The organism is Gulosibacter sp., assembly GCF_052090685.1.
In the GTDB taxonomy this organism is placed as follows: Bacteria; Actinomycetota; Actinomycetes; order Actinomycetales; family Microbacteriaceae; genus Gulosibacter.
This window is the reverse complement of record NZ_JBQDBE010000011.1, coordinates 26,315-52,594: the sequence shown is the minus strand read 5'-3', so window position 1 is coordinate 52,594 and position 26,280 is coordinate 26,315. Positions and strand designations below refer to the sequence as shown.

At 61.3% G+C, this 26,280-nt stretch carries 19 protein-coding genes; 10 read left to right on the top strand and 9 right to left on the bottom strand.

Going from position 1 to position 26,280, the window contains the following annotated elements; all coding sequences use genetic code 11:
• The first annotated feature begins 64 nt into the window (after positions 1-64).
• A complete protein-coding gene (locus ACTHXA_RS08850; RefSeq protein WP_441671470.1) occupies positions 65-1,390 on the top strand; it encodes an aspartate aminotransferase family protein in 1,326 nt (441 codons plus the stop codon).
• Here ACTHXA_RS08850 and ACTHXA_RS08845 read toward each other — a convergent pair.
• The 4 genes from ACTHXA_RS08845 to ACTHXA_RS08830 form a co-directional block, all read right to left on the bottom strand.
• The gene (locus ACTHXA_RS08845; protein WP_441671468.1) at positions 1,387-3,861 is read right to left on the bottom strand and encodes a GcvT family protein; all 2,475 of its coding nucleotides are present in this window, start codon (positions 3,859-3,861) and stop codon (positions 1,387-1,389) included. The two genes, ACTHXA_RS08850 and ACTHXA_RS08845, sit on opposite strands and share 4 nt — an antisense overlap.
• A gap of 58 nt (positions 3,862-3,919) precedes the next feature.
• Positions 3,920-5,776, bottom strand: a complete 1,857-nt coding sequence (locus ACTHXA_RS08840) for a DUF2207 domain-containing protein (RefSeq protein ID WP_441671466.1) — start codon at positions 5,774-5,776, stop codon at positions 3,920-3,922.
• A gap of 30 nt (positions 5,777-5,806) precedes the next feature.
• Positions 5,807-6,538 carry an HNH endonuclease family protein gene (locus ACTHXA_RS08835; protein ID WP_441671464.1) on the bottom strand — a complete coding sequence of 244 codons (732 nt, stop codon included), beginning with the start codon at positions 6,536-6,538 and terminating at the stop codon, positions 5,807-5,809.
• A gap of 87 nt (positions 6,539-6,625) precedes the next feature.
• Positions 6,626-7,471: a patatin-like phospholipase family protein gene (locus ACTHXA_RS08830; RefSeq protein ID WP_441671462.1), complete on the bottom strand. Its 846-nt coding sequence runs from the start codon at positions 7,469-7,471 to the stop codon at positions 6,626-6,628.
• A 102-nt stretch (positions 7,472-7,573) separates the two neighbouring features.
• On the opposite strand from ACTHXA_RS08830, the gene ACTHXA_RS08825 reads away from it, so the two are divergent.
• Both ACTHXA_RS08825 and ACTHXA_RS08820 read left to right on the top strand, forming a co-directional pair.
• Complete coding sequence (locus ACTHXA_RS08825; protein WP_441671460.1) at positions 7,574-8,827, top strand: S8 family peptidase; 1,254 nt, start codon at positions 7,574-7,576, stop codon at positions 8,825-8,827.
• 128 nt (positions 8,828-8,955) lie between these two features.
• Positions 8,956-10,782: a DUF2207 family protein gene (locus ACTHXA_RS08820; protein ID WP_441671458.1), complete on the top strand. Its 1,827-nt coding sequence runs from the start codon at positions 8,956-8,958 to the stop codon at positions 10,780-10,782.
• Between the two features lie 110 nt (positions 10,783-10,892).
• On the opposite strand, the gene ACTHXA_RS08815 is transcribed toward ACTHXA_RS08820, so the two are convergent.
• On the bottom strand, positions 10,893-12,563 hold the full coding sequence (locus tag ACTHXA_RS08815; RefSeq protein ID WP_441671456.1) for a DUF222 domain-containing protein: 1,671 nt from the start codon (positions 12,561-12,563) through the stop codon (positions 10,893-10,895).
• Between the two features lie 379 nt (positions 12,564-12,942).
• On the opposite strand from ACTHXA_RS08815, the gene ACTHXA_RS08810 reads away from it, so the two are divergent.
• Genes ACTHXA_RS08810 through ACTHXA_RS08785 form a run of 6 tightly spaced genes read left to right on the top strand, consistent with a single transcriptional unit; the run spans position 12,943 to position 20,859 of the window.
• Complete coding sequence (locus ACTHXA_RS08810) at positions 12,943-14,361, top strand: LLM class flavin-dependent oxidoreductase (RefSeq protein ID WP_441671454.1); 1,419 nt, start codon at positions 12,943-12,945, stop codon at positions 14,359-14,361.
• Positions 14,358-16,013: an ABC transporter substrate-binding protein gene (locus ACTHXA_RS08805; RefSeq protein WP_441671452.1), complete on the top strand. Its 1,656-nt coding sequence runs from the start codon at positions 14,358-14,360 to the stop codon at positions 16,011-16,013. The genes ACTHXA_RS08810 and ACTHXA_RS08805 overlap by 4 nt, the downstream gene beginning before the upstream one ends.
• A gap of 1 nt (position 16,014) precedes the next feature.
• On the top strand, positions 16,015-17,067 hold the full coding sequence (locus ACTHXA_RS08800; protein WP_441671450.1) for an ABC transporter permease: 1,053 nt from the start codon (positions 16,015-16,017) through the stop codon (positions 17,065-17,067).
• Positions 17,064-17,954, top strand: coding sequence for an ABC transporter permease (locus ACTHXA_RS08795; RefSeq protein ID WP_441671448.1), 891 nt, complete (start codon positions 17,064-17,066; stop codon positions 17,952-17,954). Before ACTHXA_RS08800 ends, ACTHXA_RS08795 begins: the two co-directional genes overlap by 4 nt.
• The gene (locus ACTHXA_RS08790; RefSeq protein ID WP_441671446.1) at positions 17,951-19,669 is read left to right on the top strand and encodes a dipeptide ABC transporter ATP-binding protein; all 1,719 of its coding nucleotides are present in this window, start codon (positions 17,951-17,953) and stop codon (positions 19,667-19,669) included. Before ACTHXA_RS08795 ends, ACTHXA_RS08790 begins: the two co-directional genes overlap by 4 nt.
• Positions 19,666-20,859 (top strand): monooxygenase, encoded by a 1,194-nt coding sequence (locus ACTHXA_RS08785; protein WP_441671444.1) that lies wholly within the window; start codon positions 19,666-19,668, stop codon positions 20,857-20,859. The genes ACTHXA_RS08790 and ACTHXA_RS08785 overlap by 4 nt, the downstream gene beginning before the upstream one ends.
• A gap of 23 nt (positions 20,860-20,882) precedes the next feature.
• Here ACTHXA_RS08785 and ACTHXA_RS08780 read toward each other — a convergent pair whose 3' ends face one another.
• Both ACTHXA_RS08780 and ACTHXA_RS08775 read right to left on the bottom strand, forming a co-directional pair.
• Entirely contained in the window at positions 20,883-21,893 is a 1,011-nt protein-coding gene (locus ACTHXA_RS08780; RefSeq protein WP_441671442.1) for an HAD hydrolase-like protein, read from the bottom strand.
• A 9-nt stretch (positions 21,894-21,902) separates the two neighbouring features.
• Positions 21,903-23,072, bottom strand: coding sequence for a glycosyltransferase family 4 protein (locus ACTHXA_RS08775; protein ID WP_441671440.1), 1,170 nt, complete (start codon positions 23,070-23,072; stop codon positions 21,903-21,905).
• 121 nt (positions 23,073-23,193) lie between these two features.
• Between ACTHXA_RS08775 and ACTHXA_RS08770 the strand changes: the two genes are divergently transcribed.
• Positions 23,194-24,132 (top strand): hypothetical protein, encoded by a 939-nt coding sequence (locus ACTHXA_RS08770; RefSeq protein WP_441671438.1) that lies wholly within the window; start codon positions 23,194-23,196, stop codon positions 24,130-24,132.
• Positions 24,133-24,175: 43 nt separating this feature from the next.
• Here the strand turns inward: ACTHXA_RS08770 and nucS are convergent, their stop codons facing one another.
• Together nucS and ACTHXA_RS08760 are read right to left on the bottom strand one after the other, a co-directional pair.
• On the bottom strand, positions 24,176-24,871 hold the full coding sequence (nucS, locus tag ACTHXA_RS08765; protein WP_441671436.1) for an endonuclease NucS: 696 nt from the start codon (positions 24,869-24,871) through the stop codon (positions 24,176-24,178).
• A 62-nt stretch (positions 24,872-24,933) separates the two neighbouring features.
• Positions 24,934-26,259, bottom strand: a complete 1,326-nt coding sequence (locus ACTHXA_RS08760) for an MATE family efflux transporter (RefSeq protein WP_441671434.1) — start codon at positions 26,257-26,259, stop codon at positions 24,934-24,936.
• Between the last annotated feature and the right edge of the window lie 21 nt (positions 26,260-26,280).

Here is a 26,280-nt window from a genome sequence, read left to right as displayed (position 1 = left end):
TTGTCGTCGATGACCGTGTCGTTATGGTGTGAACAGTGTGGCAGGATGCGGAAGAATGTGCCACATGTCTACGAAGCCCTCACGAGTCCACATGGCCATGGGGTTCGACCCCGATGATGACGTCACCCTGAACCCTGAAACCGCCAGCCTGCTCGAGCGTCGCGACCGCGTGCTTGGACCCTCGTACCGCCTGTTCTATCGCGAACCGGTCGCCATTGAGAGCGGCAAGGGAGTCTGGCTTAAGGGCGTGGATGGACGTGACTACCTCGATGCCTACAACAATGTGCCGGTCGTCGGGCACAGCCACCCGGCGATCACCGAGGCGGTCACCAAGCAGTTGTCGACGCTCAACACGCACACCCGCTACCTGACCGAACCGGTCATTGCGTACTCGGAGCGTCTGCTGGCGACCTTCCCGGAGGAGCTCAACCGCGTCACCTACACGTGCACCGGTAGCGAAGCGATTGATCTCGCGATCCGCACGGCACGCCATGCGACCGGCAACCGCGGCCTCATCATCTCCGAACACGCCTACCACGGCACGACCGTCGCGGCTTCGGGTATCTCTCCCTCACTCGGCCCCAACAACCCGCTTGGTGAGGATGTGGTGACGATCCCCTCGATCGACACTGCGCGCATCCCCGCCGATCAAATCGCCACCAAGCTTGCGGCCGATGTGCGCGAAGCGATCGCGAGGCTGCAGAAATCCGGCGCGGGCGTTGCCGCCATCATTCTCGATTCGATTCTGTCGAGCGACGGCGTGCAGGTCGAGCCCGCGGGCTTCCTCGCACCGCTCGTCGACATCGTGCACGAAGCGGGCGGGCTGTATATCGCCGACGAGGTGCAGCCGGGCTTCGGTCGCACCGGCAACTGGTGGGGGTTCGAGCGGCACGGCTTCGTGCCCGATCTCGCGGTGCTCGGAAAACCGATGGGGAACGGTATTCCGATTGCGGCGCTGGTCGGCACCACCGAGGCGCAGGAACAATTCGGCGATGCCGTGCGCTACTTCAACACCTTCGGTGGCAACCCGGTGAGCATTGCCGCGGCCAACGCCGTGCTCGACGTGATCGAAGGCGAAGAACTGCGACAGAATGCGGCCAGGGTCGGCGCGATGCTGCTCGAGGGACTCGAGCGCATCGGCGCCGCGGACGATCGCGTCCTGCACGTTCGTGGCGCAGGGCTTTTCCTCGCGATGGAGTTTGTGGATGCGCAGGGCGACCCGGATGCGGCGCTCGCGGCACGCGTGGTGAACGGGATGCGCGAGGAGGGCATCCTGATCAGCGCATCCGGCCCGGCAGCGGCAGCACTCAAGATCCGGCCACCGCTGCCCTTCAGCGAGCAGAACGCCGAGCAGCTGCTGGAGACGCTGGAACGGGTACTGCCCCGCTAGCTTTTCAGCCGCTCGCCCTTCGGATCGTAGAAGGGTCGGCGCGACACCGTCGCAGGGTGGCGCTCGCCCTTGCACCGCACTTCAAATTTGCCCTCGAAATTCGTGGCCGGATCAACGAGCGCGATGCCGACAGCGCGTCCGAGCGAGTGACCGTATGCGCCGCTCGTGAGGCGGCCGACCTGCTCGCCGTCGCAGTACAGGGTTTCGTCATGGACAAACAGCGGCTCGGGGTCGTCGAGGGTGACGTAGACGGTACGCAATCGCGGCGACTTCCGGTCGAGCTTGGACACCGCATCCTGCCCGATGAACCCTCCGGGCTTCTCCATCGCGAGCGTGAAACCGAGTCCCGCAGAGTACGGGTCGATATCGGGCCCGATATCGTGACCGTGGTGTCGGAAGCCTTTTTCGGAACGGAGCGAATCGAGCGCGTGGTAGCCGGCCATCTTGACCCCCAGCGGCTGCCCCGCATCCCACAGCGCGTCAAAGACGTTTTCGGCAAGGTCGGCACTCGCGTAGATCTCGTAGCTCAACTCGCCCACGAAACTCACACGAAGGCAATACGCGAAACCGTCGCCGATCTCGATCCGGCGCCCGTGCGTGTACGGCAGCGCCTCGTTCGACCAGTCGCCGGGTGAGACAAGACGCATCAGCTCGCGACTCCGGGGCCCACTGACCGCGATTGTCGCGAGGCCGGCCGAAGCGTTCACCACCGCTGCCGAGCGTCCCTTCGCGGCCTTCCGCAGCATCCATTCGGTCTGGTGCTGCGTGAACGAGGGCGTGACAACAAGAAAGCGATCCTCGCCGAGTCGGGTAATCGTGCCGTCGTTCTCGATCGTGCCGTTCGCATTGAGAAACAGCGTGTAGATCGCCTTGTCCACCGGCAGATCGACGTCCGCGGTCGCCACCCGCTGGCACACGGCGAGGGCGTCAGGTCCGGTGACCTCGAACTTCGCGAAGGGACTGAGATCGAAGAGCGTGACATTCTCGCGAGTGGCCCGATGCTCTTCCGCGACGCGTTCGAACCAGCTCGTCCTCCCGTAGCTGTAGTCGTAGGAGGGCGTCGACCCCGGCTCGCCGTACCAAAATGCTCGCTCGAGTCCATTGATTTCGCCGAAGCAGGCACCGAGTTCGGCGACACGGTGGTGCAGGGGAGTGCGGCGAACATTCCGGGCGGTGTCCACCTGCAGGAACGGCCAGTGCATCGCATAGAGCCGACCGAGTGACTCGACGGTGCGCGCGTGCAGGTAGCGGCGATTGCTTTGGTGCGGCGAAAAGCGTCGCACATCCACGGCGGTGGATGCGAAGTCTGAGGTGCCCGAGACAATCCAGTCCGCGAGCTTCTTCCCGACACCGGGAGCGAAGATGATGCCCTGCGAGTTGAACCCGGCCGCGACAAAGAGCCCGTCGATCTCGGCGGTCTCACCGAGGATGAAGTTCGTGTCGGGAGTGAAACTCTCCGGCGCATTCAAGAACCGGTCGTAGCCTGCTTCGGCCAGGCCAGGCACCGCGGCCTCGGCTTTCGTCCGTATCGAGCTGAAGTGCGCCCAGTCCTCCGGGAACTCGGCGAATCCCTCACGCGGAATCTCCTCGGTACCCCGCGGAATGCCCGCGGGCTCGAACGCACCGACAAGCAGCCGCCCGTGCTCGTGGCGCAGGTAGTAGCTGTTGTCGAGATCGCGCAGCACCGGCAGCTCCGGAACCGCTCCGTCGAGCTCATTTGAACGCACGTGCACGTGTTCGGCCGCGTAGAGCGGGATCGGCACCCCGAGCTGCGCCGCAAGGTCCCGAGTCCACAGACCGGAGGCGAGCACCACAGTGTTCGCGTGCACCGTCCCGCGCTCGGTCACGACGCCGGTGATGCGACCATCGGTCTCGAGTAGTTCGGTGACCGGCGCGTGTTCGCGGATGCGCGTCCCGGCTTCGTGCGCCAGTTTCGCAATCGCGATGCTCGCCCACCCCGGATTCAGGTAGGCATCATCGTTCATGCGCAGCGCGCCGAGTACCCCGTCGGTGGATGCGATCGGCCACAGCTCCTGCAGTCGCTCGAGGCTCAGGTATTCCGTGGGAATTCCGAGATGATCGGCGACATCCTGTGTGTAGCGGAGCTCATCCACTCGGCCCGGTGTGCGGGCGATGCTGATCGACCCGGACCGCTGAAACGAGACGTCGATGCCGGATCGTTCCTCAAGCTCGGCATAAAACTCCGCACCGTACTTCGAAAGCTCACTCAGGGCGACGGTGCCTCGAGCGGTGTTCACAAGACCCGCCGCATGCCAGGTCGTGCCGCTCGCGAGCACATTTGCTTCGAGGAGGAGGACGTCCTTTCGGCCGAGTTGATTGAGGTGATACGCGATGCTGCTGCCAATAATGCCGCCACCGACCACGACGACATCGGCGTGTGTCGGCAGAGCCGCGTCAGCTTCGTCGTTGAATGCGGCGGCGGATACGGTGCGGTCCACCATTCTTTCCATTTGTGTGTCCTGTCTGTGTTGCTTTTCGTTGACTGAGTTTCATGAGCTTCACGTGGTGCTAGCGCCCGCCAACCGAGCCGCCACCAACGCCGCCGCCGGCCATGCCACCACCCGCGAAGCCGGATGCACTCGCACCGCCCTCAGAGTTGGGCATCGTGGTGTGCGAAGTGGATTTCACCTGGTTCATTGCTGCGGCGAAATAGATCGGTTGGTAGCCGTAGAGCCAGGTCGGCGAGTAATCGGCCGACTCGTAGTGTGCCTGCAGTTCTTTCGACCATGACTTGTCGAGGCCGAAGAGCACGGCGTAGGGCAAGAGCTGCTCATAAACCTCGATGATGCGCATTTCGGATGCATGTCCGTGCTCACCGGTCTGGCGTTCCGCAGTCTCTGCTCCCTGCAGGGCCCGGATGCGGTCGGTTTCCGATAGCTTCATGTACTGACGCAATCCCTGGAGATAGTCGTGAGCCTCGGCCCCCTCGGCGGTGCGCAGCTTTGTGGGGAGGAAGGCACTCACGATCGCAACGATCGCCGTGAGCCCGAGCATCCCCGCCAATACGCCGATAAGCCAACCACCGTTCGCAACGATGGCGAAGACCATTACGGCAACGGTCACAACAAAGACGACAACGGCGGTGAGGATGGTACGAGTCTGTGCCTTCTTCGCCGCCTGCGAATTATTGATGAAGCCAGCTTCAGCGGCGGCGTCTTTCGTGTCCTTGCTGAACTCGGTGAAGGCCTCACCAATTTCCGCATTGCCGTCAAGCTCTGCGACTTCGTCCTCGGTACCGGTAAACAGCACTTCATCGACGAAGCGGCGTTCGATTGGCGCGAGCTGATTCTCGCCCTCGGTGCGCCGAAGTTGGGGGCTGCGCACCGCATCCTTCTTCAGCTGCTTCTGGTCTTGGTCCGGATCCGGCGCGGTTTCTTCAATCCGTATCCCGCCCTTCACTGCGGCCGAAAGGATGCTCGCGGGGAACGCCTGCAGGCTGAGGGAGGGCATCACTTGCGAGGCGATCATCGGCGACAGGTCCTCGCGCGGAGCGTACTGCGCGACGACCACGCCACCCTTCGCGTGCTTCAAGCGAGGAATCTGCAACAGGAGCAAGACCACGCACAGAATCACGCCGAGTGGCGGAAACACAGAGAGCAGGATCGGCCAAATACCAACGCGCTCGACGTATGTGGGCTCCTGGACCGTGTCCGGCTCGAACCCGACGTTGATGGTCACGGTTTCATCGGCACCGAGGTTGTCGCCGGAGAAGAAATATTCGGGACCGTCCACCTGGAGATCGCACTCCGCTTCCGACCCAGCCACACCGATATAGCAGGATTCGGGACCCACGATCGCATCGGCAAGTTCCGGTGCAAAGGTCACCTGTGCTGCGAACGCTTCGATGGGTTGCGACCGAGTGGTGGGGAGCAGGTTCGCGTAGAACTCCTGAACATCCGGGTTCCCGAGATCGGCGATCACGCCGTGGAGGGTGTAGGTGATCACATAGGTCTGCTCACCGTGGACGTATTCGTCATCGCCAATCTCCACCGTGAATTCGCGGCCGCTGACGTCGGTATCCGAGGGGACTTCCTCCCCATTGGCGTCGTGCACTTTGATGTCGGACACCCGCATCCGCCCCTCACCGATGTCGAGCGGAACGCTTCGGATCAAGCCGCGGTTCTGGTCATGCTCGGGGAAGACCGGGACAAGTTCCTCAGTGACCTCCGCGTAGGCCTGTTCTTTGTCGGTGCCGGGGACCTCCTCGAGTCCCACTTGCCAATGCGTCGACCAACTCGCGAAGTCAAAATTCTCAACATCATCCTCGGCCATCGCTTGGCTCGGGTTGAGTACAAGACTCAGCAGCACGGCAATTGCCAATGCGATCAGCGTCTTCGTGGATCGTCGAGTGAGTTGGCGGTGCACGGAAGGCCTTTCGGTCGCGTGCGTCCTACCCTAAACGCAGTCCTCGAGCACTTCCCGCATAGCCGCATCTTCAGCGGACGTGACCCACAACTCGTACGTGGCCTTCACCGCGATCTGGCGCGCGACGTAGGTGCACTGATAGCTCTCGTCCGGTGGCAGCCACTGGGATGCGTCACTGGATTCCTTCTCGTCGTTGGCCCAATCGACCGTCGGCTGGAGATTGAGCGGATCGTTCGCGAGCTGGAGGCGTTCTTCCTGCGTGAGGTCCTGGGCGCCGGTGCGCCAGGCGTTGTATAGCGCGACCACGTGGTCAATCTGCACATCATCACTCGTATCCTGACCACGCTGAAACTCCACCGTCTGCCCGGTATAGGGGTCGTGCAGCACACCCGAATCAACGCGGCAGCCGTCGCGATTCATGGCCACGTCCTCGAGGTGTTCTGCGAGCAATTCCTGCCGGGTATTGCAGCGGTCACCGTCGAGATCGGCCCATCCCTCCCCGAAATACTCGTCGCGCTGAAAATAGCCGTCCCACTCGGTGCGCTCCGCCATCGGGATAGTATCGAGCACCTCGAGTGCGTTCGCCGCGAGTGACGCAGATTCTGGGCCAGGCTGACCCGGCGCATCCAATAACTCTTCGGCAAGCTCGGGCAGGCCGCTCTCGGCGGGCGCGGCAGCGTCACCAAACTCGGCAGCGCAGCCGGTCAGTAGCAATCCAGCAAGCGCGAACGGGGCAACGAAACGGTGGATGCGGCGGGTCACAATGCTCCCGGTCTGAGACGGTAGGTGGTCATCAGACAGGGTATTACGTCGCTGGCGGGTAGTGCGGCGGGGATCGGACCGCGACGTTTAGCGGAAAGTCACGACCTCGGGGACGCGGCGCTTCACGATCTGCGCAATTGAATCGCGCGCAGCCTCCCGGCCCGCTTCGACCATCGCCTCAAGGTGTTTCGAGGACCATTGCGAGTAGCCGGTGAGCTTCGGTGCGATCATGAGGGTTGTCGGGTCGGTCTCGAGGTCAGCGACCGGCGGGGTGAGCTGGCCCATGGCCCGGAACGAGCGTTCAGGGCGGATGCGCACCGCGATGACGTGCGTGGCACCGAGCGATTTTGCGACGCGAATGGGCAGGTTCTCAACGAGACCACCGTCGTAGAGCAGTTGCCGACCGCGTCGAATTGGCGGGAACACTGCGGGCACCGCGGTGCTCGCACGCAGTGCCTCGGCAACGGACCCCGCCGTCATGACAACCTGTTCGCGGCCGAGCACATCGGTCGCAGTTGCGGCGAACTTGCGGGGGAGGTCCTCAATATTGCGGTCGCCGCCGAGTTCCTCAATCGTGCGCAAAAGCGCATCCGAATTGAGTAGCGCCGGACCGTCGGGGAATCGCTTTACGGAAGTCGCCGGTTTGCGACCGAAAATGTGGCGCGCGAATGAACTGATTTTTGCGGAGACAGCCGCTTGGCGAAGCATCGAAAGCGGCATACCGGCTGCGTAGCCAGCGCCAATGACTGCTCCGATGCTTGTGCCAGCAACAATGCGGGGACGGATGCCGTGACTGTGTAATTCTTGTAGTACGCCCACGTGTGCGGCACCGAGCGCACCGCCACCACCGAACGCGATGCCGATCTCTATGGGGTTGTTATTCTCCCGAGCAAAAGGAAAAAGGTGTTCTGCGGCAAGTGGGCCGTGGGTCAAGCGATCATCTCCAAAAGGGGGCCGGGAAAGTCCCGAATGAAGCGATGTTAGAGATCAACCCTGAAGATCAAGGGGATACTCTCAGCAATTAGGGGTTGACGAATGAAGAAACGCGAGCGGCGCAGTGTCTCGCTTCGTCGAGCCTACCGGGCGTTCACTACCGTGATTGCCGCGACGATCGTGATTGGCCTCGGAGGATTGGGTCTGCCCGATGCCACGGCGAAGGCCACCGCTGATGATGGCCTTTGGTATTTCGACGACTTCGGCATCGAATCGATCCACGAGGCGGGCACGACCGGTGATGGTGTCACCGTCGCGGTCATTGATTCGCCAATCAATTTGGACTTCCCTGACCTCGAAGGTGCTGATATCCGCCCGCGTACCGAGCTACTGTGCCCTGGGTTCACCGGTGTAGAAGTGTCGGAGCGAGCGCAGCACGCCACCGCGATGACCTCTTTTATCGTAGGCAACGGTTCCGGCCTCGGTGATGAGCGTGGCATCCGCGGAGTCGCGCCGGAAACCACTGTGCTGCACTACGCCGTGCTTGACGTCACGATCGACGAGTGCGCCGCACCGCTCGACGAGTTCGTGCGTGATGCGATCGACCAAGGTGCCGATGTGCTCAATTTCTCCATTAGCTACAACCTCCCGGAGGAAGCCGAGTCGGCGGTCGCGCTCGCACTCGACGCGGGGCTCATTGTCAATGTCGCAGTGCAAAACGCGAACGCGACGCGCCTCGATCTCTTGTCCGGCCTAGCTGGCGTCGTCTCGATCGAGAATATTGATCGTTATGGCGAGCCGGATGCATATTCGGTCACGGGCGCGGGGCTCGATTTCGTGGCGCCCGGGGTCGGGATGCGGATGCCGACGACGGACTTTTCTGGGTACGAGCTCGCGGACGGCACCTCGCCTGCGACTGCTTGGACCAGTGGCGTTTTCGCACTCGCGCTCTCTGCCTGGCCGGATGCGACGGGGAACCAGATCTTGCACTCCGCAATCTGCGCGGCGCAGCAACCGAATCAGTCGGCCAGTGAGCCTGGCACCACTCAAGAAACCGAGCATGCCAGCTCACCACCCGACCACATCCGGTGCGAGCCCGAGTCCACGACTCGTACCGAAGCATCCGGCTATGGACTTATCGACCCGGCGGTGCTGATCGCTATCGACCCGAGCGAATTCCCGGACCAGAATCCGCTGTTCTCGGCGGCGGAGCAGCCGGCGGATAACGATGTGATGCTCGTTCCCGCACCAATGATGTGGCTATTGGGAGGGTTCGTGGTCCTTACCGGCGGATATATCGGCGTACTCATGCTTCGGCGCAAGCGGCTGGACGCGCATCCTGTTGAACGCGAATGACTGTCGTCGTTCCATCGCGAGAAGTATCGCGGGAGTGATCACGCTCTGCAAAGCTTGAAGGTATGCGTGCCCACGGAACTCGTCCCCGACCCCTTTTGGTAGTCGGCAGCTTGCTTGCATTCGCACTAATGGTGTTGATCACACTGCCGTTCGGCGGTGAGAAGGTGCACGCAAACGTCAACAATTTCAGCTTCTCGAGTTGGGATACCGCGGTGGACGTCAGTATCGAGCGCGGCGCCTTCGGCGGTGATCTTGTGCGCTCTGAGTTCACCGAGACCGTCGTCGCCAAGTTCCCCGAACACGACCAGAACCGCGGACTCGTCCGGGAGATTCCGGTGTCGATGGGTCATCAGACAATGCGGCTCGACGATGTTTCGGTGACGGATGGGGAGGGTAATCCCATCCCTTTTGAGCGGTCGCAGGAGCGTGGGTCTCAAGATGTCATGCTCTCAATTGGTGACGATAATTTCGTGCACGGTGAAACGACCTACGTGATCAAATACGCGCTCATCAACACGATGCGCTATCGCGAATACAGCGACACGATGGAATACGCCCCGAACCTCGTACCGCCGTATCGCGCGCAAGACATTGAGTCCTTTTCGGCCTCGGTGCGCATTCCCGAAGAGTGGATGCAGCATGTCACTGAGGTACCCAGCCACCGTGAATACGAGGGCCTCGACGGTCAGGACATCGTGTGCTTCATTGACTCGATCGGCGATGAACAAGAATGCCCCGTGGAAGTGTCTTCGGGCGATGGCGTCGCGGTGCTCAGCGTTGCCGATCTCGACCTCGGTAAAGAGGCCGCCACGCTGCGCGTGTCGTTTGACGGGAATGTACTGCAGAAACCGATGGCAATCGATGTGCTGAGCACGCCACAAGTGCTCTCCTTTGCGGGCGTGCTGCTCGGGAGCGTATTAACGGCACTTGGGGTTTGGTTTTCGGTGCGTAAGCGCAAACCGGAACTCGAGGGTCCGCTAATTACCCGATACGAAACTGAGGTTCCGCCTATCTTGGCCGGAATTCTCCTGGCGGGTGGAAGAAATCCTGCTCGACAGAAGATGCTGGCCGCGAGCGTGCTATTCGCGGCGGTTCGCGGTGTTTTGTGGATTGCGGAAGGAGAGTCATCGAGGAAACCGGATCGGGAGTACACATCGGTGCGCGTAATTGGGTCGGTGTCGAATCTGCCCGAAGAATCCCGTAAGTTTCTTCGTTCGGTGCTCAAGATCAGCAGTGAGGGCGATCGGCGGTTGCTTGGCGACGGCAGCACCGCGATCGGTGATCGCTGGTCAAAATTTGTCGACAAGGCGATCACCGATGCCTCCGTGGATGGCTACCTTGGTCATTCGACTGCCGCCGGAATTCGCAAGTGGTTCGTTGCTGTCGCATTGCTTGTGATCGTGCTCGCTGCTGTTGCCGTTGCGTTCCTTTGGAATGGCGTTGCCGACGACCTGTTTGGCTGGGTCTTCGCGGCGATTGTGATTGGTTTTGCTGCCGTTGTGTGGCTCGTTGTTCATATCGTCAACGTGAAAGCCATTGGTTTGACCGCCAAAGGCAAGGAACTCTACGCCGAACTCCGCGGTGTCGAGCAATACATTGCGCTCGCGGAGATCGATCGACTTGAGGCGCTGCAGGGTGCGGACACGGCCGATCGCGATGATATTGATGGCTATCGAGTGCTCGATGTTTACGAAAAGCTGCTCCCGTATGCGGAACTGTTTGGCTACTCCACGTCGTGGGCTTCGCTCCTCGCACACTGGTATCAGCAGACCGATCAGTCATCGACCTGGACCGACTCCGGTATTTCGCAAACGCTCCGCGAATTGCAGACTTCGAGCTACTTGTCCGCCACCACAACGACCTCGAGCAGCAGCGGTGGTGACTCTTCGTCCTCGTATTCCGGTGGCGGCTCCGCGGGTGGCGGATTCGGTGGTGGCTCGGTCGGCGGTCGTTAGGTGATTGAGCTCTTGTAATTGAGGTGTGACGCCGGGTAATGGCACGTACACCGTCATGCGTGCGCCGTCATGCGTGTGTTTGGCGGCGCAGGACACACTCGTGCCTTGCATCAAAACGGCGGTGGGACATCGGAATGCGGCGGCAAGTCGTGTTCATCCGGCCATTCGCTGTCAGTGGACACAATGGCAGAATTTTGTTCCACGCCAAATTCTGACTCGTCCCCAACGTAGTGTTCGGTACCTTCAGCGACGTCGGCCACATCTCCAACGGGAAGACCGGAGGGACGACCTGTGGTGTCCGCGCTGGGGCCTACGCCGGGCGCGCTGGCGAGAGGTTGCGCGACGGCGGATGCGCCAGGCCCGGGCAGGTCCGTGTCGGGTGAACCGACAGCGGTGCCCTCGTCTTTGGGGCGGAACTGCGGACCCAATGGTTCGGGTTCGCTGACCACGACCTGGCCAAGCGGGGACTGCCACTGCAAGACGCCGCCACCGAGATTGGTGACGGTCCAGGGCTTTTCGTGCTTCTGCACGTGGTGGCCCTTGCACAAATGACCCAGATTGCGGGTGCTCGTCTCGCCACCCTCGCTGAACGGGGTGGTGTGGTCGAGGTCGGACACCGCTGCGGGGCGGACACAGCCCGGGAACCGGCAGGTGCGGTCACGGACCTGCAGGAACCGGCGAAGCGCACGGTTCGGCAAGTACGTGTCCACACAGGTGGCGTGCCCGGTGATCGGGTCGGTGAGCACGCGCTCGAACGAGGTGGCTTCGCCCGCGAACTGACGAGCCTCGGAGAAACTCATCGGCAGCATGCCGTCCAAGAGTGCCGGACTGGTGCCGTCCACACGCCCCGAAAGCAGGGTCAGCGCGGGTACGACAATGCTCACGTTTGCTTTCACATTCGATGCACCGGGGGTCGCGCACAGCAGCGTCTCGGCAAAGATGTCAGCACGGATTTGTGCGATCGTACGCGTGTCCGGCACAAACTCCGCTGGCGCTGCCGCGCCAGTGGTGCTGGCGGCACGGACCGCAGCTTTGTGGTCTTCGGCTGCGGCGGTGTCGAGTTCGCGGTGTTCGCGAGCACGCTTATCGAGCAACTGCCCAATCGGGGCGGCGACCTCACTCGGCAAATACGCGTTCAGTATCGCCATGCCGTGTCCGTCGTGGTTGATGCTCACGTAGCGCTGCGCGCGGGCGCGCTCGTGGGCGGCTTCGAAGGCTTCGGCCGCGATGGTGCTCGCGGTGCGTTCGGCAAACCCGGCAGTCTGGCCTGGCGTGTGGGACTGGGCGTATTCCAGGACAGTCGAGCCATAGTCGGCGTAGTGGGTCTCGTCGAGTACGCGACTGTGCTTGAGCATCGCCAGGACGTGGCGCATGTCCACAAACCCCGCCTCAAGCGCGTCCACCCACGCGACGAAGTGGGTCACCAGCAGGTTCGCGTCATGCGCACGGTTGCGGAGCGACCGGTCGGAGTCGTGAGACGCAAAGGCGAACTCGCCAAGCACTGAAGTGAAGTGCCAGGAGAAGACCTGGTCATCGTTCCCCCGGATAAATCCGGGTGCGGCGATGGTGGCCTGGGCGCGGTCCCGCGCAATGTCGTACGCGGCGCTCAAAGCGCGCAGCATGCCAGCTTCGCCCGCGCCGCGAGCGGTGTAGGCGGCGCCAAACTCCGACAGTGCGGACTTCAGTTCGCTGTTGCGGAGCGAGTCGGTACTCGACTGCCTGCCGCGGTTGGCGCGGGGCTTGTCTTCACCGGAATTGGTGCGGTCATCGTTGGTGGCCATCTGGTGTCACCCCCTCGCGTTGGAGAACTCAGCGTCCGAACTTGTGTTCGACTTCTTATCTGAAAGTATAACGAACAATAATTCGACTAGTCAAGGATTATTCTTCGAAACGTTTATCGAATGAAACAGTGCTGTGCTCACCATGCAAGCGGCCTGATCACGGTAGCGCGAGCCTCCGACGTTGAGGCTCCATTACCGCAGCAGCGCAGAATGCAACACCATCCGTGACGATGTTTTACGTCAGTTGACGGCCACGTACTGCACGTGACGAAGATAAACGCCGTGTGTCACTCAATGAACAAGTTGAGTGCGCACGATCCTGCCCAATCCATAGTGTTGCGTTCACTTCGAACAAGTTTGAGCAATACGAAAGGCAACTATGTCGCGGGCACCCATTTACAACGCCTTCCTTCATCTGACTCCGAACCATCACAGTCACGGCTATTGGAGAACACCCGAAGGACAAGTGCAGTACGGGTACAAGGATCTTCGCCCCTATGTTGACGTGGTGAAAACGCTCGAACGCGGAAGGTTCGATTCGCTCTTCATCGCGGATGTGGTCGGCGTCTATGACCTCGATATCGGCGACGGTGGAAATACGATTCGCGCGGGTTCGCAGTTTCCTGGAAACGATCCAGCCTCGATTGTTTCGGCGCTTGCGCTCGTGACCGAACACCTCGGGATCGCAATTACCAGCAATATCATTCAAGAGCATCCATTCGAATTCGCTCGCAAGCTTTCGACACTCGACCACTATTCCGACGGCCGAGTCGCATGGAATATTGTGACGAGCTATCTCAGCAACGGATTCCGGAATTTCGGATATGACGACATCGTTGCGCACGACGAGCGATACTCCTGGGCGCAAGAGTATCTCGATGTCACCTACAAGCTGTGGGAGCACTCTTGGGAAGATGGCGCAGTTATTCGTGACCCGGAAAGCGGCGTGTACTTTGATCCCGAACGCATTCACCGAATCAATCACGAGGGCACACGCTACAAAGTCGAGGGACCGCATATTGTTGAGCCTTCGCCGCAGCGCACACCGGTGCTGTTCCAGGCAGGCAACTCTGAAGCCGGGCGGGCGTTCTCGACGCGCAATGCTGAAGTGACTTTCCTGCCTTCGCTCACACCGCAGGCTGCCGCCGTCGATGTCGCGAAAATTCGGGAGCAAACGGTCCAAGCAGGAAGGCCCGCGGGTGCGCTAAAAACCCTCGTGCAGCTATCCACAGTGATTGGCTCAACGGAAGAGGAAGCGAAACGGAAACAGCAGTACTTGCGCGACAACATCGATTACGGCGGTCTCGTCGGCTTCTACAGCGGAAACTCCGGGATTGACTTCACTTCCATCGACCCGGACACTCCCGTCTCGGTACTGGCCAACCAGGTGCAGGTAAATCAACACGTTCGGTCGATATTCAAATCGATCGCAGAAGCCGACTTTGGCGAGGGTCGCGACCTGACCTGGCGCGAATACCTCGCCGATCACGCGCTCCAGACGGGGCGATTCGCGGGCACACCCGAGCAGATCGCTGACTATATCGAGCAGTGGCTCGCGGCGGGCGTGGACGGCTTCAACGTCGTGCCCATCACCTCGCTCGGCTGGTGGGATGAATGGGTCGATGAGGTGGTTCCGGTACTTCAGCGCCGTGGTCTTGCACAAACGGAATATGCGGAGGGGACCCTTCGCGAGAAGCTCTTCGGCGCCGGCGCGCGGCTGCCAGAAACCCACTATGCCCACGGGCTCAAAGGTGCATGGAGCCGACAAGCCGCAGAAGCGTCGGTGTTAGCACTGTGAGCATCACCCGAGACAACCATGACCGCTCGAAAGCGCGTGCGCGGCGAAATGCGCTCGGGCTCACTTCTGGAGCGCTCGCTTTGCTCGTCGTTGCGACGCTGACGGGATGCGCGCCAAACCTCGTGAGTGCGAGCGAGCGCGAGGACAACAGCACGATTACCTACGCGCACGAACAAGAGCCCCCGTGCCTCTGGGGCGGATGGGTGCAGCAGGCGTATACCTCGCGACAGGTATTCGACTACCTCGTGAGCTATGGCGATGGCGGCGAGATCGTTCCCTGGCTTGCCACGAGCTGGGAAGAATCGGCAGACCGAAAAACCATTACCTTCACGCTCCGGGAGAACGTCACGTTCACCGATGGTGACCGATTCGATGCGGATGCGGTGGTCGCGAACTATCCCGCCTGGGCAGCAACGATCGGTTGGCACAATTTCACGTATATGACGGAGTTCACGAAGGTGGATGACTTCACCGTCGAGCTCCACCTTTCGGAACCGAACCCAGAGATTTACAGCATCCTCGCGAATGGGCACTATGGATTCCAGTCTCCGTCATCACTCGCGAACAACTCTGCGGAACAGCAATGCCTGCAACCAATCGGTACGGGGCCCTGGATTGTTGAAGAGTGGCATCGCGGCGAAGGCATTTCCTTCGTCCGCAATGACGACTACGAGTGGGCACCTGGCAATGCCGAGCACAACGGACCAGCTTACGTCGAGCGATTGGAATGGAAGTTTGTTCCTGACGCAACTACCCGCTGGGGCGCACTGCAAAGCGGCGAGGTCGATATCGCGTATCAGCCGCATTCCTCACAGTGGCAGGCTGCGCAAGAGCAATTCCAGACCATGTCCTATGTCGCGACGGGCCGTCCACAGGGGCTGACCTTCAACGTCGCGCAAGGTCCCTTCACTGACCAGCGGGTTCGGCAGGCATTCGTGCACGCGATTGATCGCGAAAGCATCGTCGAGACGGTTTATCGAGGTTCGGTGCCTTATGAGGGCAACGGGTCGCTCAGCCAGTCGACGGCCCTGTACCTGAACGTCAATGACAGTTACGACTTCGATATAGATCAGGCCAATCAGCTGCTGGACGAGGCAGGATGGACCGATCGCGACGGCGACGGCTACCGCATCAAGGATGGCGAACGACTCAAAGCACGCTTGCCCTACAACCAGGGCATCGTGACCACCGAAGGATCGGTCGTCTTGCAAGTCATCCAAGATCAAGTGAAGGCCGTCGGCATCGAAGTCGAACTCATCCCGCTCACACAAACCGCCGCCTTTGCTGGCGCGTACTCGGGAGTGGATGAGAAAGAGATCAGCTTCGGCTACTGGGTCTGGCCCTCGCCGAGCATCCTCGACATCACCTTCAATGACAGTCTCAACGGGGCCTGGAACGGGAACAACACCTCGTTCTTCAGCGACGATGAAATCGAGGCGCAGATTCTGGCTGCGCAACGAGAGCCTGATCCAGCGCTCCGGCAAGAGAAATTCGAAGAGCTACAAGCGTGGTTTGACGAGCAAGCAATTGCCGTTGGCGTCTATGCCTTCACCTACAACGTGGCCTTCTCGAACGACCTCGAAGGGATCTGGCAAGACCAAGGCAACGGGCTGCTGAACTTCAACGACGCATACTTCGTGGACGGTGATTGAGATGTCCTTTATTCCAGCAACCTCAGTTTCGGGAGCCAAGGAAGACGGCAGTGATTCAGCGCCGAGCCTCGAGGCCGAAACCTCAACAAGAATCGGCCGAAAACCCGGTCACTCCGTGTTCCGGACCATCCTGTATCGGCTAGGTTCCGCGCTGTTCGTGCTGTGGGGAACGGTGACCATCACGTTCTTCGTGCTGTCCGTGTTGCCTGGCGATCGAGCGACGATACTGCTCAATATTCGATCCGGGCAGACGATTCCACGCACACCTGAAGAGCTCGCGCCGATAAACGCCGAATACGGTTTTGATCAACCACTCCTCGCGCAGTACTTCAATTTGCTTCTCGGGCTGTTTCGAGGCGATCTCGGAATGTCCTTCGAATTACAGCGACCCGTCGCGGCGATCATAGGGGAGCAGCTCGGGCCAACATTCGTCCTGGCGATTTCGGCACTTGTGCTCGCATGGCTCATCGCAATTCCATGGACCCTATTCACGGCGGGGCGTGGCCGCCGATTCGGAAGCGTCGGCTCGACGCTTGAGACAATTGCCGCGGGACTGCCGCAGTACTGGCTCGGAATCCTATTGCTCATCGTATTCGCGATCACACTTGGATGGTTCCCGGTCATCGGTGGTGCAAGCATCGCTGGCACGATCTTGCCCGCCGTTACGCTCGCGATCCCGCTCGCGGGATTCATCGGGCAAGCAACGCGCAGTGAATTCGACCGGGCCATGCGCGAGCCATTCGTACTGTCCGCGCGCACGCGCGGGATGAGTGAATTCGGAGTTCGAAGCCAGCACGTCTTGCGTCACGCGCTCATCCCTGGCATCACGCTTTCTGGCTGGGCAATGGGGACGCTGCTCTCGGGCGCAGTAATCGTCGAGATCGTGTTTGCTCGCCCGGGCCTCGGCGCAGTACTCGTCGACGCCGTGACCAATAAGGACTTTGCGCTGGTCTCAGGCATCGTCATCCTCGTGAGTTTCCTCTATGTCCTGATCAACCTCATCGTCGACCTCGTGGCAATCGCGGTCGATCCAAGAATGCGAGAGTCGAAATGACCGTCATTGACAAGTCAGCGAGCGCCATCAAGACGCCACCTGAGACGCCGCCTAAGAAGCCACAGCATCGTCGTCATTCGGTACCGGCGAGTGTCACGGTGTCGAGCATTATCGCCGGGTTGTTTGTGCTGGCTGCGATCGCACCGAGCCTTCTCGCGACCCACAATCCACTCGATACCAATATGGCCACGGTGCTCCAACCGCCGTCAACCGATCACTGGCTCGGTACTGATGAAGCGGGGAGGGACCTCTATAGCCGCATTGTCTGGGGTACGCGAGAATCGCTCACCATCGGTATCGGTTCGATGGCAATTGCGATGTCGGGGGCAATCATGCTCGGGTTCACCGGTGCGTTGGCGCCCTCCTGGCTATCCGGCCCGGTGAACCGCTTGCTCGAGGTCTTACTCGCCTTCCCGACGCTGCTTCTCGCACTGCTGTTCGTCGCGGTATTGGGTCCATCGGCAATGAGCCTCATGATCTCCGTCGGGATCGGAACCGCCCCCGGATACGCGAGATTGGTTCGTGCACAAGCACTCAAGGTGCGGAACTCCGGCTACGTCGAAGCGGCGCGCGCACTGGGGCATCCGTGGCGGGTTATTTTTCGGCAGCACATAGTGCCGAACGCCTTCCGACCGCTGGTCGCCTTGGTCGCACTCGGTGTCGGGCAATCGGTGGTCTGGGCCTCGGGGCTCTCATTCCTCGGGCTCGGCGTTGCTCCGCCGTCTTCGGAATGGGGCGCTCTCTTGGAAGCGGGGAAAGCCAACATCATGGTTGCTTCCTGGCTGGAGATTTTTCCTGGAGTGGCGATCGTGCTCGTAGCACTCGCATTCACACGAATTGGTCGGTATTTCCAAGACCGTGCGGAAGGAAAAGGAATAGGACAATGAGTATCAAAGCAACCGCAGAACCGATTATCCCCGACGCGACACAGGACACAGTGCTCCGGGCCGAAAATCTTAACGTCTCATTTACAACCGAGCGTGGGGAACACATCCACGTCGTCAAGGATGTCAATCTGGCGCTGCAACGCGGACGCTGTGTCGCGCTGGTCGGAGAATCCGGATCGGGCAAGAGCGTGACCGCAAGATCACTCGTCGGCTTGGCCGGGGCCAATGCCACCGTCAACGCGGACGCGCTCGAGCTCGATGGCGAGACGCTGCTCAATCGTGGTGAGTCTTGGTGGCGGCGCGTGCGCGGCGCCAAGATCGGGTTTATTTTGCAGGATGCGCTGGTATCGCTTGATCCGTTGCGGCGCGTTGGCAAGGAAATTGCGGAAGGAATTCGGCTCCACCGGCGCGGCACCGCCGCCGAACGTTGGGATCTCACGATAGCTACCCTCGACGAGGTCGGGGTCCCGGAACCGGAAGTGCGGGCCAAGCAGCGCCCGAGCGAGCTTTCGGGTGGGCTTCGGCAACGCGCCCTCATCGCCTCTGCAATTGCGCTCAAACCCGAGATTGTGATTGCCGATGAGCCCACCACCGCACTTGACGTTACCGTGCAGGCACAAGTCCTCGAGGTGCTTCGACAAATGCTCGAAGCGGGTACGAGCGTGATCCTGATCAGTCACGATCTCGCGGTGGTCGCGAAACTTGCTGATGAAATTCTCGTGATGCAGGGCGGGAGGATTGTCGAATCTGGACGCAAAGAGGAAGTGCTCGCGAACCCTCAGCATCCCTATACCCGACAGCTCATCAATGCGGTTCCGAGCGAGCACACCAAGGGCACACGACTGTCGCCGGGGGCTGACGCGACTGCAACAACGCTGTTCGGAGAACGGGACGCGTCCCAACATCAGGCGAGTGTTCCGCTGCTGGAAGCAGTGGGGGTGAGTAAGCAGTTCCGCGGTCCCGACGGTCGCTGGCGAACTGCCGTGCATGACGTGTCGTTTATTCTGAACCGCGGTGAAACACTCGGAATTGTGGGGGAGTCCGGGTCCGGCAAGAGCACACTTGCTCGGATTGCCTTGGCGCTTGAAGACGCGGATACGGGAGAAGTGCGATTCCTCGGGGAACCGTGGACCGCCGCTTCGACCGCCGCACAGCGACAGATCCGGAAACGAATAGCAGTGGTGTACCAAGATCCGCTGAGCTCTTTCGACCCGCGCTGGCGAGTTGAGCGCATTCTTCGCGATGCTATCGAACTCGCCACCCCCGATTCATCCGGTGACTGGCGGAAGCGAGCGATCGAGCTTCTCCATGCCGTTGGGCTCAAAGAGCACCACCTCGATGCCTGGCCGTTGCAGATGTCGGGCGGGCAGCGACAACGTGTCGCGATAGCCCGCGCGATTTCCACCAACCCGGAAGTCATCGTGTTGGACGAAGCGGTTTCGGCTTTGGATGTGTCTGTACAGGCGCAAATTCTCGACCTCCTCGCCGACCTGCAGGTGCAACTCGGTGTGAGTTATCTCTTCATCTCGCACGATTTGGGAGTCGTGCACCACGTGAGCGATCGAGTGCTCGTGATGCAGCACGGGGTAGCCGTGGAGCAAGGAATCGCTGATGACATCTTTAATAACCCAGCTGAACCGTATACCCAACGGTTGCTTGAGTCGCTACCGCGGCTCGAGTACGCGCAGTTGAGAGAGGCGTCGGTGCGATCATGACCGAAACGATCGTAAAGAAACCACTCACACAAGACCTTGACACCGTTCGAGCACAGCTCACCCGAATCGCGCAACACGCTACTCGACAAGCGGTGACGAACGAGCGGGAACGACAAGATCTCGGCGGCCTTGTGCGTGATGCGTTGGCTGCGGGTGTGGGGAGGCTTCGAGTACCGCGGGAGTTTGGCGGCGTGGGTGCGACAGTCGTTGAACTCGCGGACGTCTTGGTGGAATTGGCCGCCGCTGAATCGAATCTTGTGCAGATCCTTCGGGGTCATTTGGGGTTCATCGAGCTATTGCGGCTGCGGCAGGATGAGCCGGGGGCGATCGCCCATCTGGAGGCAGCTGGACGAGGAGAGTTCTTCGGCCCAGCGGCGTCGACACCACCGCCAACAACCGGGCAAGAAGGCCGTGACCTCACCCGCGGGGTCCGACTTCATCGGGATGGTGCCGGACTCAAACTCACCGGGAAAAAGTACTACTCGACCGGCAGCCTCTATGCGGACTGGATCAATGTGCTGGTACCGGACGCCGATGGCGCAGCCGAGGTCGTGGTCTCACGACACGATTCCGCCGTACGGATAGAAGAGGACTGGAACGGATTCGGGCAAAGGCTCACGGCGAGCGGCACGGCAATTTTCGATGAAGTCCCGGTTCGAGAAGAACTGATTATTCGTCACGACGACATCGCGAAGGCCTATCTCGGTGCCTTCTATCAGTTTGTGCATTCGGCCACTCAAGCAGGCATCATCAAGCGTGCGGCAGATGATGCGGCGGATGCGGTTCGATCGCGCCGACGATCCTCGCCACTGGCAGCAGACGCCGAACCACGACGGGACCCACAGGTGCTGGCGGAGGTCGGCGAAGTGGTGTCACGCGCTTTTGCGAGCGCTGCCGCGGTCAATCAGGTTGCAGCGAGCCTCGACAAGATCGATTCGCGATCTCCCGCGGACGCGGCCCTTGAACGGGCAGTGTTGGACTCGGCTGCCGCGCAGGTAACGAACACAAGGCTTGCCGGTGAAGCCACGTGGCTGCTGTTTGAAGGTACGGGTGCCTCAGTATTGAACGCCGAGCTTGCGCTGGATCGGCATTGGCGGAATGCGCGCACCGTGTCCTCGCATAATCCAGCGATTTTCAAAGCGCGGGTGCTGGGCGATCACGCCGTGAACGGACTGCTTCCCGAAAACTGACTACCGCAGCCCCGCCCCCCCCACTACAACGCGAGCAACCGCCGCAACTCGTGCGCATTCGAGGCCACGGCGACCGCGCCCTCATCCTCGCCCACGGCACCGTAACCCCAGTTGACATAGATCGCGGGAACACCGTGCTGCGCGGACCCCTGGACATCGTAGAAGCGGTCGCCGACCATAATCGTGTTCGACAAATCCACGCCCGCCTCGCGAAGTCGCCGCAGTGCCTCTTCGACGACGTCCTCTTTCTTTGATCGCGACTCATCATCGCTCGCACCGGTCACGAAATTAAACTCGTCGATGATTCCGTAGTAGTCGAGCACGCGTCGCGCGGGAGTCTCCGGCTTACTCGTGGCGGTTGACTGCGGGATTCCCGCTTGGCGGACCGCGCGAATCAGCTCCGGCATCCCCGCAAACGGTGGCGATTCGGCAAGGCCTGATTCATCGTGAATCTCCCGATAGGTTTCGAGGGCATGCTGAATCTCTATCTGGTTATCGAGGTGCTGCGCTTTGAAGGAATCGATGATCGGCGGGCCGACGTAGCTCAAGAGTGTGGAGTCATCCGGGATTGGCATGCGGAAAACATCGAAGGTTTCACGGAGCGCGGCCATAATGCCGGCGGCAGAATCCGAAATGGTGCCGTCGAGATCCCACAGAATCGCCGTGAACGGCGGTTCCCCGGTACCGAGCGGCATCCGCACCGGCGTGATCGGGCGTGACTCCGGCTGCGGCCGGCGCGAAATCGTGGTGGGTGCGATCGGGATGGGTGGCACCACATTGACCGACGCGGGCGAGAAATGACTGGGCTCCGCAAGTGTGCGTGACCCGTCGAGCGGATGCGCTACGTCCCCACCGTGGCGCTCGCGTGTGGCCGTTCGCGCCTCGTCATAGTCCTGTACCGCATATGAATCGTCACCGGAGGCTTCGTTTGCCGAGAGCGAGAGCTCGGCTTCCGGGTCGACTTCCTCGAGCAGGGGCGCGTCATCTGGCCCGGCGTAGTCGCCTGGCTCCTGGGGTGCGTCGATAGTGCTCATCAGAGCAGTTTATCCGGGCAAGTTTGCGAGACTTCGCGCTGTCTCCCAGAGAATGCGTGCCGATCGCTCCCAAGTGAAGCGTTCCATGTGCTGGTGCCCGGCCGCGATCGTGTCCGCCCGGACCTTCGGATCATCCAAGGCACGAACCTGCGCCGCGAACTCTCGCGCATCCTGCTTCGCGAAATACCGGGCCCCGTCACCGGCGACTTCGTGGAAGATCGCCAAATCGGTCACCACCGCGGGAGTCCCGAGCGCGAGCGCTTCGGCAAGCGGCAGACCGTAGCCCTCGTCGAGGGATGCGGTGACCAGCACGGCATTATCGGCGAGCAACCGGGCATATTCTTCGTCGGAGACACCCTCGTGGAAAACGACATCGGCGCCTGCCGGAATGCCGGACTCGAGCTCGCGCCTTCGTTCCGCGCTGATTCGACTCAGCAAGTGCAGCGTACGTCCGGGCAAATCGGCCATCCCTGCAATAAGCGTTTCCACACCCTTGTACGGCATGAACGAGCCCATATAGACAAGGTTCTGGATGCGCTCTGCCGCGTCATGCGCGCTCGTGGCGGCGGCCGTCTGGGCGAGGATCGGGGTGAGACTGACCGGCTCCGTTGGCGGGGTCGAGATCGGCGGTGTCGCCGGTAGCAGCGCCGCGAGGTCGTTCGGGGCATTCGGGATCACCACGACCGGACGCTTTGTGAGCTTGTGAGCGAGAATCTCTTGCTTCGTGGTCTCAGAGACCGTCGCCACCACATCCGCCCCGTTGAGCGCGAGCCGCTGCGGGCCGTAGGTGAGGTGGTACGCGCGCCAGCCTGCCCGAAGCAACGGATTGAGGTGCGTTGGCGGCTTGCGGTGTCGGTAGTAGATGAGATCGTGAAGCGTCACGATCGCCTTGAACTTGCGGCCGGTGGTACCGATGGTTTGTAGGGGCGAAAAGACGACATCGGGTCGGTACTTATTGAGTTTGACGGCGGCGATTGGCTCGAGTGCCGACTCATTGGAATGGAAGAGCAGCCACTTTGCGTCTTTCGGGAGGTGCTCGAGCTGGCGCTCGTTGTGGATGAGGAAGGTCACCTCGTCCGGGGATTGGGCATGCACGGCTGCGGCAAGTTGCGCTGAATAGCGGCTTATCCCGTCATGAAAATCGGTCCGGATGTACCGGGCATCGAAGAAGAATCGCATCGAGCAGCAGCTTACTCACTGCAGCTCGCCGCGCGCCGACGGTCGTGTTCGGCTAATTGCGGTGGATGCCGTGGGCGCACCTCGTAGACTGCAACGGTTCGCGCCGTCGGAAGGAGCCTGTGTGACCACGCCAATGCCCGAAGACGCCACCAAGATTGGTGAAGGAGCGATTCCGCAAACCGATGCCGAATTACTCGCCCTGATCACTGAGGAATTTCCACCAACGAACCTCGAACTCCCGGATTCGAAAGCGGAGCGGCTCGTGGCCAAGTTTGGAGCGCATCCGAACATCGACCGTATTGCGCTTAACCTTACCGACGCGATAGTTCGGGCTGAAGACCCGGCTGCGGGGACGAACGGCGCGGTGACTGAAACGAGCATCAGCACGGGTGAAGACGACCCAGGCGAGGAAGCCGATGAGACTAAGCCCAGACCACTCGTCGCGAGCCGGACTCCAGCGCAACTGCGCACCGCAACAATCACGGGCAGACCTCTCTATATCGAGAGCTTTCCGCTGACCTTGGACGTCGATATCAAGAACGTCGCATTCGAGTGGCTCACGGATACCGAGGGCGGACTGTGGGCCAAGGATGGCGAGCAAAAGCTCAATGGTTTTGTGGCCACGGCAGAGGTCGAAGGCGATATCGATCAGGCACGGGACACGATCTGGGAAATCGCACAAATGGCGGCCGAGGAATCGGGCGCTCACTTGCGTCATCTCGAGTTCGACATCGACGTTGCGCGGCCGATGCTCGGCGAACAGCTACTGACATTGGCGGGCACCGCATCCGGCCGCTACAAAATCTTCGGTACGAAAGTACGCTTCTCCGTCGAGGCGATGCTCGAGAACGCCACGGGCGTGCTGACGTTGCGCGATATCCAATTGCGCAGCGGCAACCCGATGGTTGCACTCGCGCTGTTGGTATTTCGCAAGCAGGTTCGTCAACTTGTTGGTCAATCAACCTCACTCATTGAGGGGTTGCCCGAGCACTACAGAATCGACAATCTTGAGCTTCGTCTTCGTGGCCGCCGCCTCAGCGCGACGCTTCGCATCGTCTAGGTCCGCGCCTCGCGAGGCGGGGCGCAAAACGCGGCAGCGGACCTTAGAACAGTCGCAGCTCACCGGATTCGTCACCGCGCATGTCTTGGTAGTCGAGCACCACGCAGCGGATGCCGCGATCCTCGGCAAGGGTGCGCGCCTGCGGTTTGATTTCTTGGGCGGCGAATACACCGGTAACCGGGTAGAGCAGGGGATCGCGGTTCATGAGTTCGAGATACCTGGTGAGCTGCTCTACACCGTCGATCTCACCCCGGCGTTTGATCTCTACCGCGACCGCTTTACCTTCTGGATCGCGCGCGAGAATGTCCACCGGGCCAATTGCGGTCATGTGTTCGCGTCGTACGAGCGTGTGCCCATCACCGAGGCGGTCGATCTGCGCGGCCAGCAGCTCTTGCAGGTGTGCTTCGACGCCGTCCTTTGTGAGCCCCGGATCGGTGCCGAGTTCATAGCGCTCGTCGGAGATCCACTCAAATATATTGACCCGCAGTTTGTCGCCCGTTTTGCGGTGTACGACCTCCCAGCACTCGATGACGCCCGCGAGCTGCTGCTCCTCAGTCAGCTCGACCACGCTCAACAGCGCGGGCGGACTCATCCAATTCAACGGCTTGTAGGAACCACCGTCACTGTGGACGAGCAGCGAACCGTCGGCCTTGTGAATGAGCAGCCGGGTTGCTTCGGGAAGGTGCGCAGTGAGTCGACCCACGTAGTCGACCGTGCAGCGGGCAATGACAAGGCGCATCCGGAAAGAGTATCGGGTTTCGCTCGCGTCGGCAGCGCGTCACATGCGAACCGGCGAAGCACCTACCGCGTCGCACCCAACACAATCCACCGGTTGCCAAGGATGCGTGCCACGAGCGTGACGGCCCGGGCGATCAGGAAGCATCCGAATGCGCACCAGAGCAGGTTCACACCGAAACCGCCAGAGGGATTGAGCGCAAGGATCGCAATAGCGAGCGCCATGAACACCGCGAGGGGAATCAGCCCGGCAATCGCGAGGTACTTCACATCCCCCGCACCGATCAGGATGCCGTCGAGCACAAACACGATCCCGCCAACCGGAAGGAAGATCGCCATGGTGAGGAAGGCGGTGGGCAGCATGTCGAGCACCGCAAAGTCGTTCACAAAGAGGTAGCCCAGCACCGGTGACAGCGCCGCCACGAGCGCGAACAGCACCACACCGAGCCCGATTCCCCACCACACGAGTGTCCGGGTGAGCCTGCGCACCTGGCTCCGATCGCCCGCGCCGAGATCGTGGCCGATCATCGCCTGCGCCGCGATGGCAAGCGCATCCAGCGTGAAGACGAGCACGTTATAGACCGTGTAGGTGACCTGCAGCGTCGCCAACTCCGACACCCCGAGTTGGGCACCGGACCACATCAGCATCAGCAGCGCGATGCGCAGCGTGACGGTGCGCAGGATCATCAGGGAAGACGCGAGCAGCGCCTCGCGCGGCTGGCCGATACCGATGGACAGCGAAACATCGTGCTCGCGGGCAGCCTGCATCGCGACGATGATGTACACGACCGCCATTAGGGTTTCGGCGATCGCGGTGCCGAGTGCCGACCCCGCAATGCCGAGTTGCGCACCGTAGATGAGCAGCGCGTTGAGCCCCACGTTGATGACCGCGCCGCCGATGGCCACCATGAGCGGGGTGCGAGTGTCTTGCAGACCGCGTAAGAGTCCCGAGCCAGCGATGACCAAGAGCATCCCAGGCAGCCCCCACAGCGACACCGTGAGGTAGCTCAATGCCGCTTCCTGCACGAACGGATCGTCCGTAAAGGCGCGCACCGTGGGCCCGGCAAAAGCCAAGCCGAGTAACAGCAGCACGATCCCGCAGCCGAGGCCTAACCACATCCCGTCGATACCCGCGCGAATCGCACCGGCCTTGTCACCGGCACCGAGGCGCCGCGCCACGAGAGGCGTCGTCGTGTACGCAAGGAAGACCATCAGCCCTACCAGCGTCGTGATGACCGTCGCGCCGATTGATAGGCCCGCGAGTACCGATTCGCCGAGGTGCCCAACCATCGCTGTGTCGGTCAACACGAAGAGCGGCTGCGCCACAAGCGCGCCAAGCGCGGGTACCGCGAGGGCGAGGATGCGGCGAGTCGTTTCGAAACGGGCGGTCACCCCCACATTCTCCCAGGAAAC

What these genes read in the sequence shown, in the direction of transcription:
- ACTHXA_RS08810 (WP_441671454.1), top strand. Translation starts at nt 12,943, where the DNA reads ATGTCGCGGGCACCCATTTACAACGCCTTCCTTCATCTGACTCCGAAC.
- ACTHXA_RS08815 (WP_441671456.1), bottom strand. Translation starts at nt 12,563, where the DNA reads ATGGCCACCAACGATGACCGCACCAATTCCGGTGAAGACAAGCCCCGC.
- ACTHXA_RS08795 (WP_441671448.1), top strand. Translation starts at nt 17,064, where the DNA reads ATGACCGTCATTGACAAGTCAGCGAGCGCCATCAAGACGCCACCTGAG.
- nucS (WP_441671436.1), bottom strand. Translation starts at nt 24,871, where the DNA reads ATGCGCCTTGTCATTGCCCGCTGCACGGTCGACTACGTGGGTCGACTC.
- ACTHXA_RS08785 (WP_441671444.1), top strand. Translation starts at nt 19,666, where the DNA reads ATGACCGAAACGATCGTAAAGAAACCACTCACACAAGACCTTGACACC.
- ACTHXA_RS08790 (WP_441671446.1), top strand. Translation starts at nt 17,951, where the DNA reads ATGAGTATCAAAGCAACCGCAGAACCGATTATCCCCGACGCGACACAG.
- ACTHXA_RS08850 (WP_441671470.1), top strand. Translation starts at nt 65, where the DNA reads ATGTCTACGAAGCCCTCACGAGTCCACATGGCCATGGGGTTCGACCCC.
- ACTHXA_RS08825 (WP_441671460.1), top strand. Translation starts at nt 7,574, where the DNA reads ATGAAGAAACGCGAGCGGCGCAGTGTCTCGCTTCGTCGAGCCTACCGG.
- ACTHXA_RS08780 (WP_441671442.1), bottom strand. Translation starts at nt 21,893, where the DNA reads ATGAGCACTATCGACGCACCCCAGGAGCCAGGCGACTACGCCGGGCCA.
- ACTHXA_RS08820 (WP_441671458.1), top strand. Translation starts at nt 8,956, where the DNA reads ATGGTGTTGATCACACTGCCGTTCGGCGGTGAGAAGGTGCACGCAAAC.
- ACTHXA_RS08845 (WP_441671468.1), bottom strand. Translation starts at nt 3,861, where the DNA reads ATGGAAAGAATGGTGGACCGCACCGTATCCGCCGCCGCATTCAACGAC.
- ACTHXA_RS08800 (WP_441671450.1), top strand. Translation starts at nt 16,015, where the DNA reads ATGTCCTTTATTCCAGCAACCTCAGTTTCGGGAGCCAAGGAAGACGGC.
- ACTHXA_RS08775 (WP_441671440.1), bottom strand. Translation starts at nt 23,072, where the DNA reads ATGCGATTCTTCTTCGATGCCCGGTACATCCGGACCGATTTTCATGAC.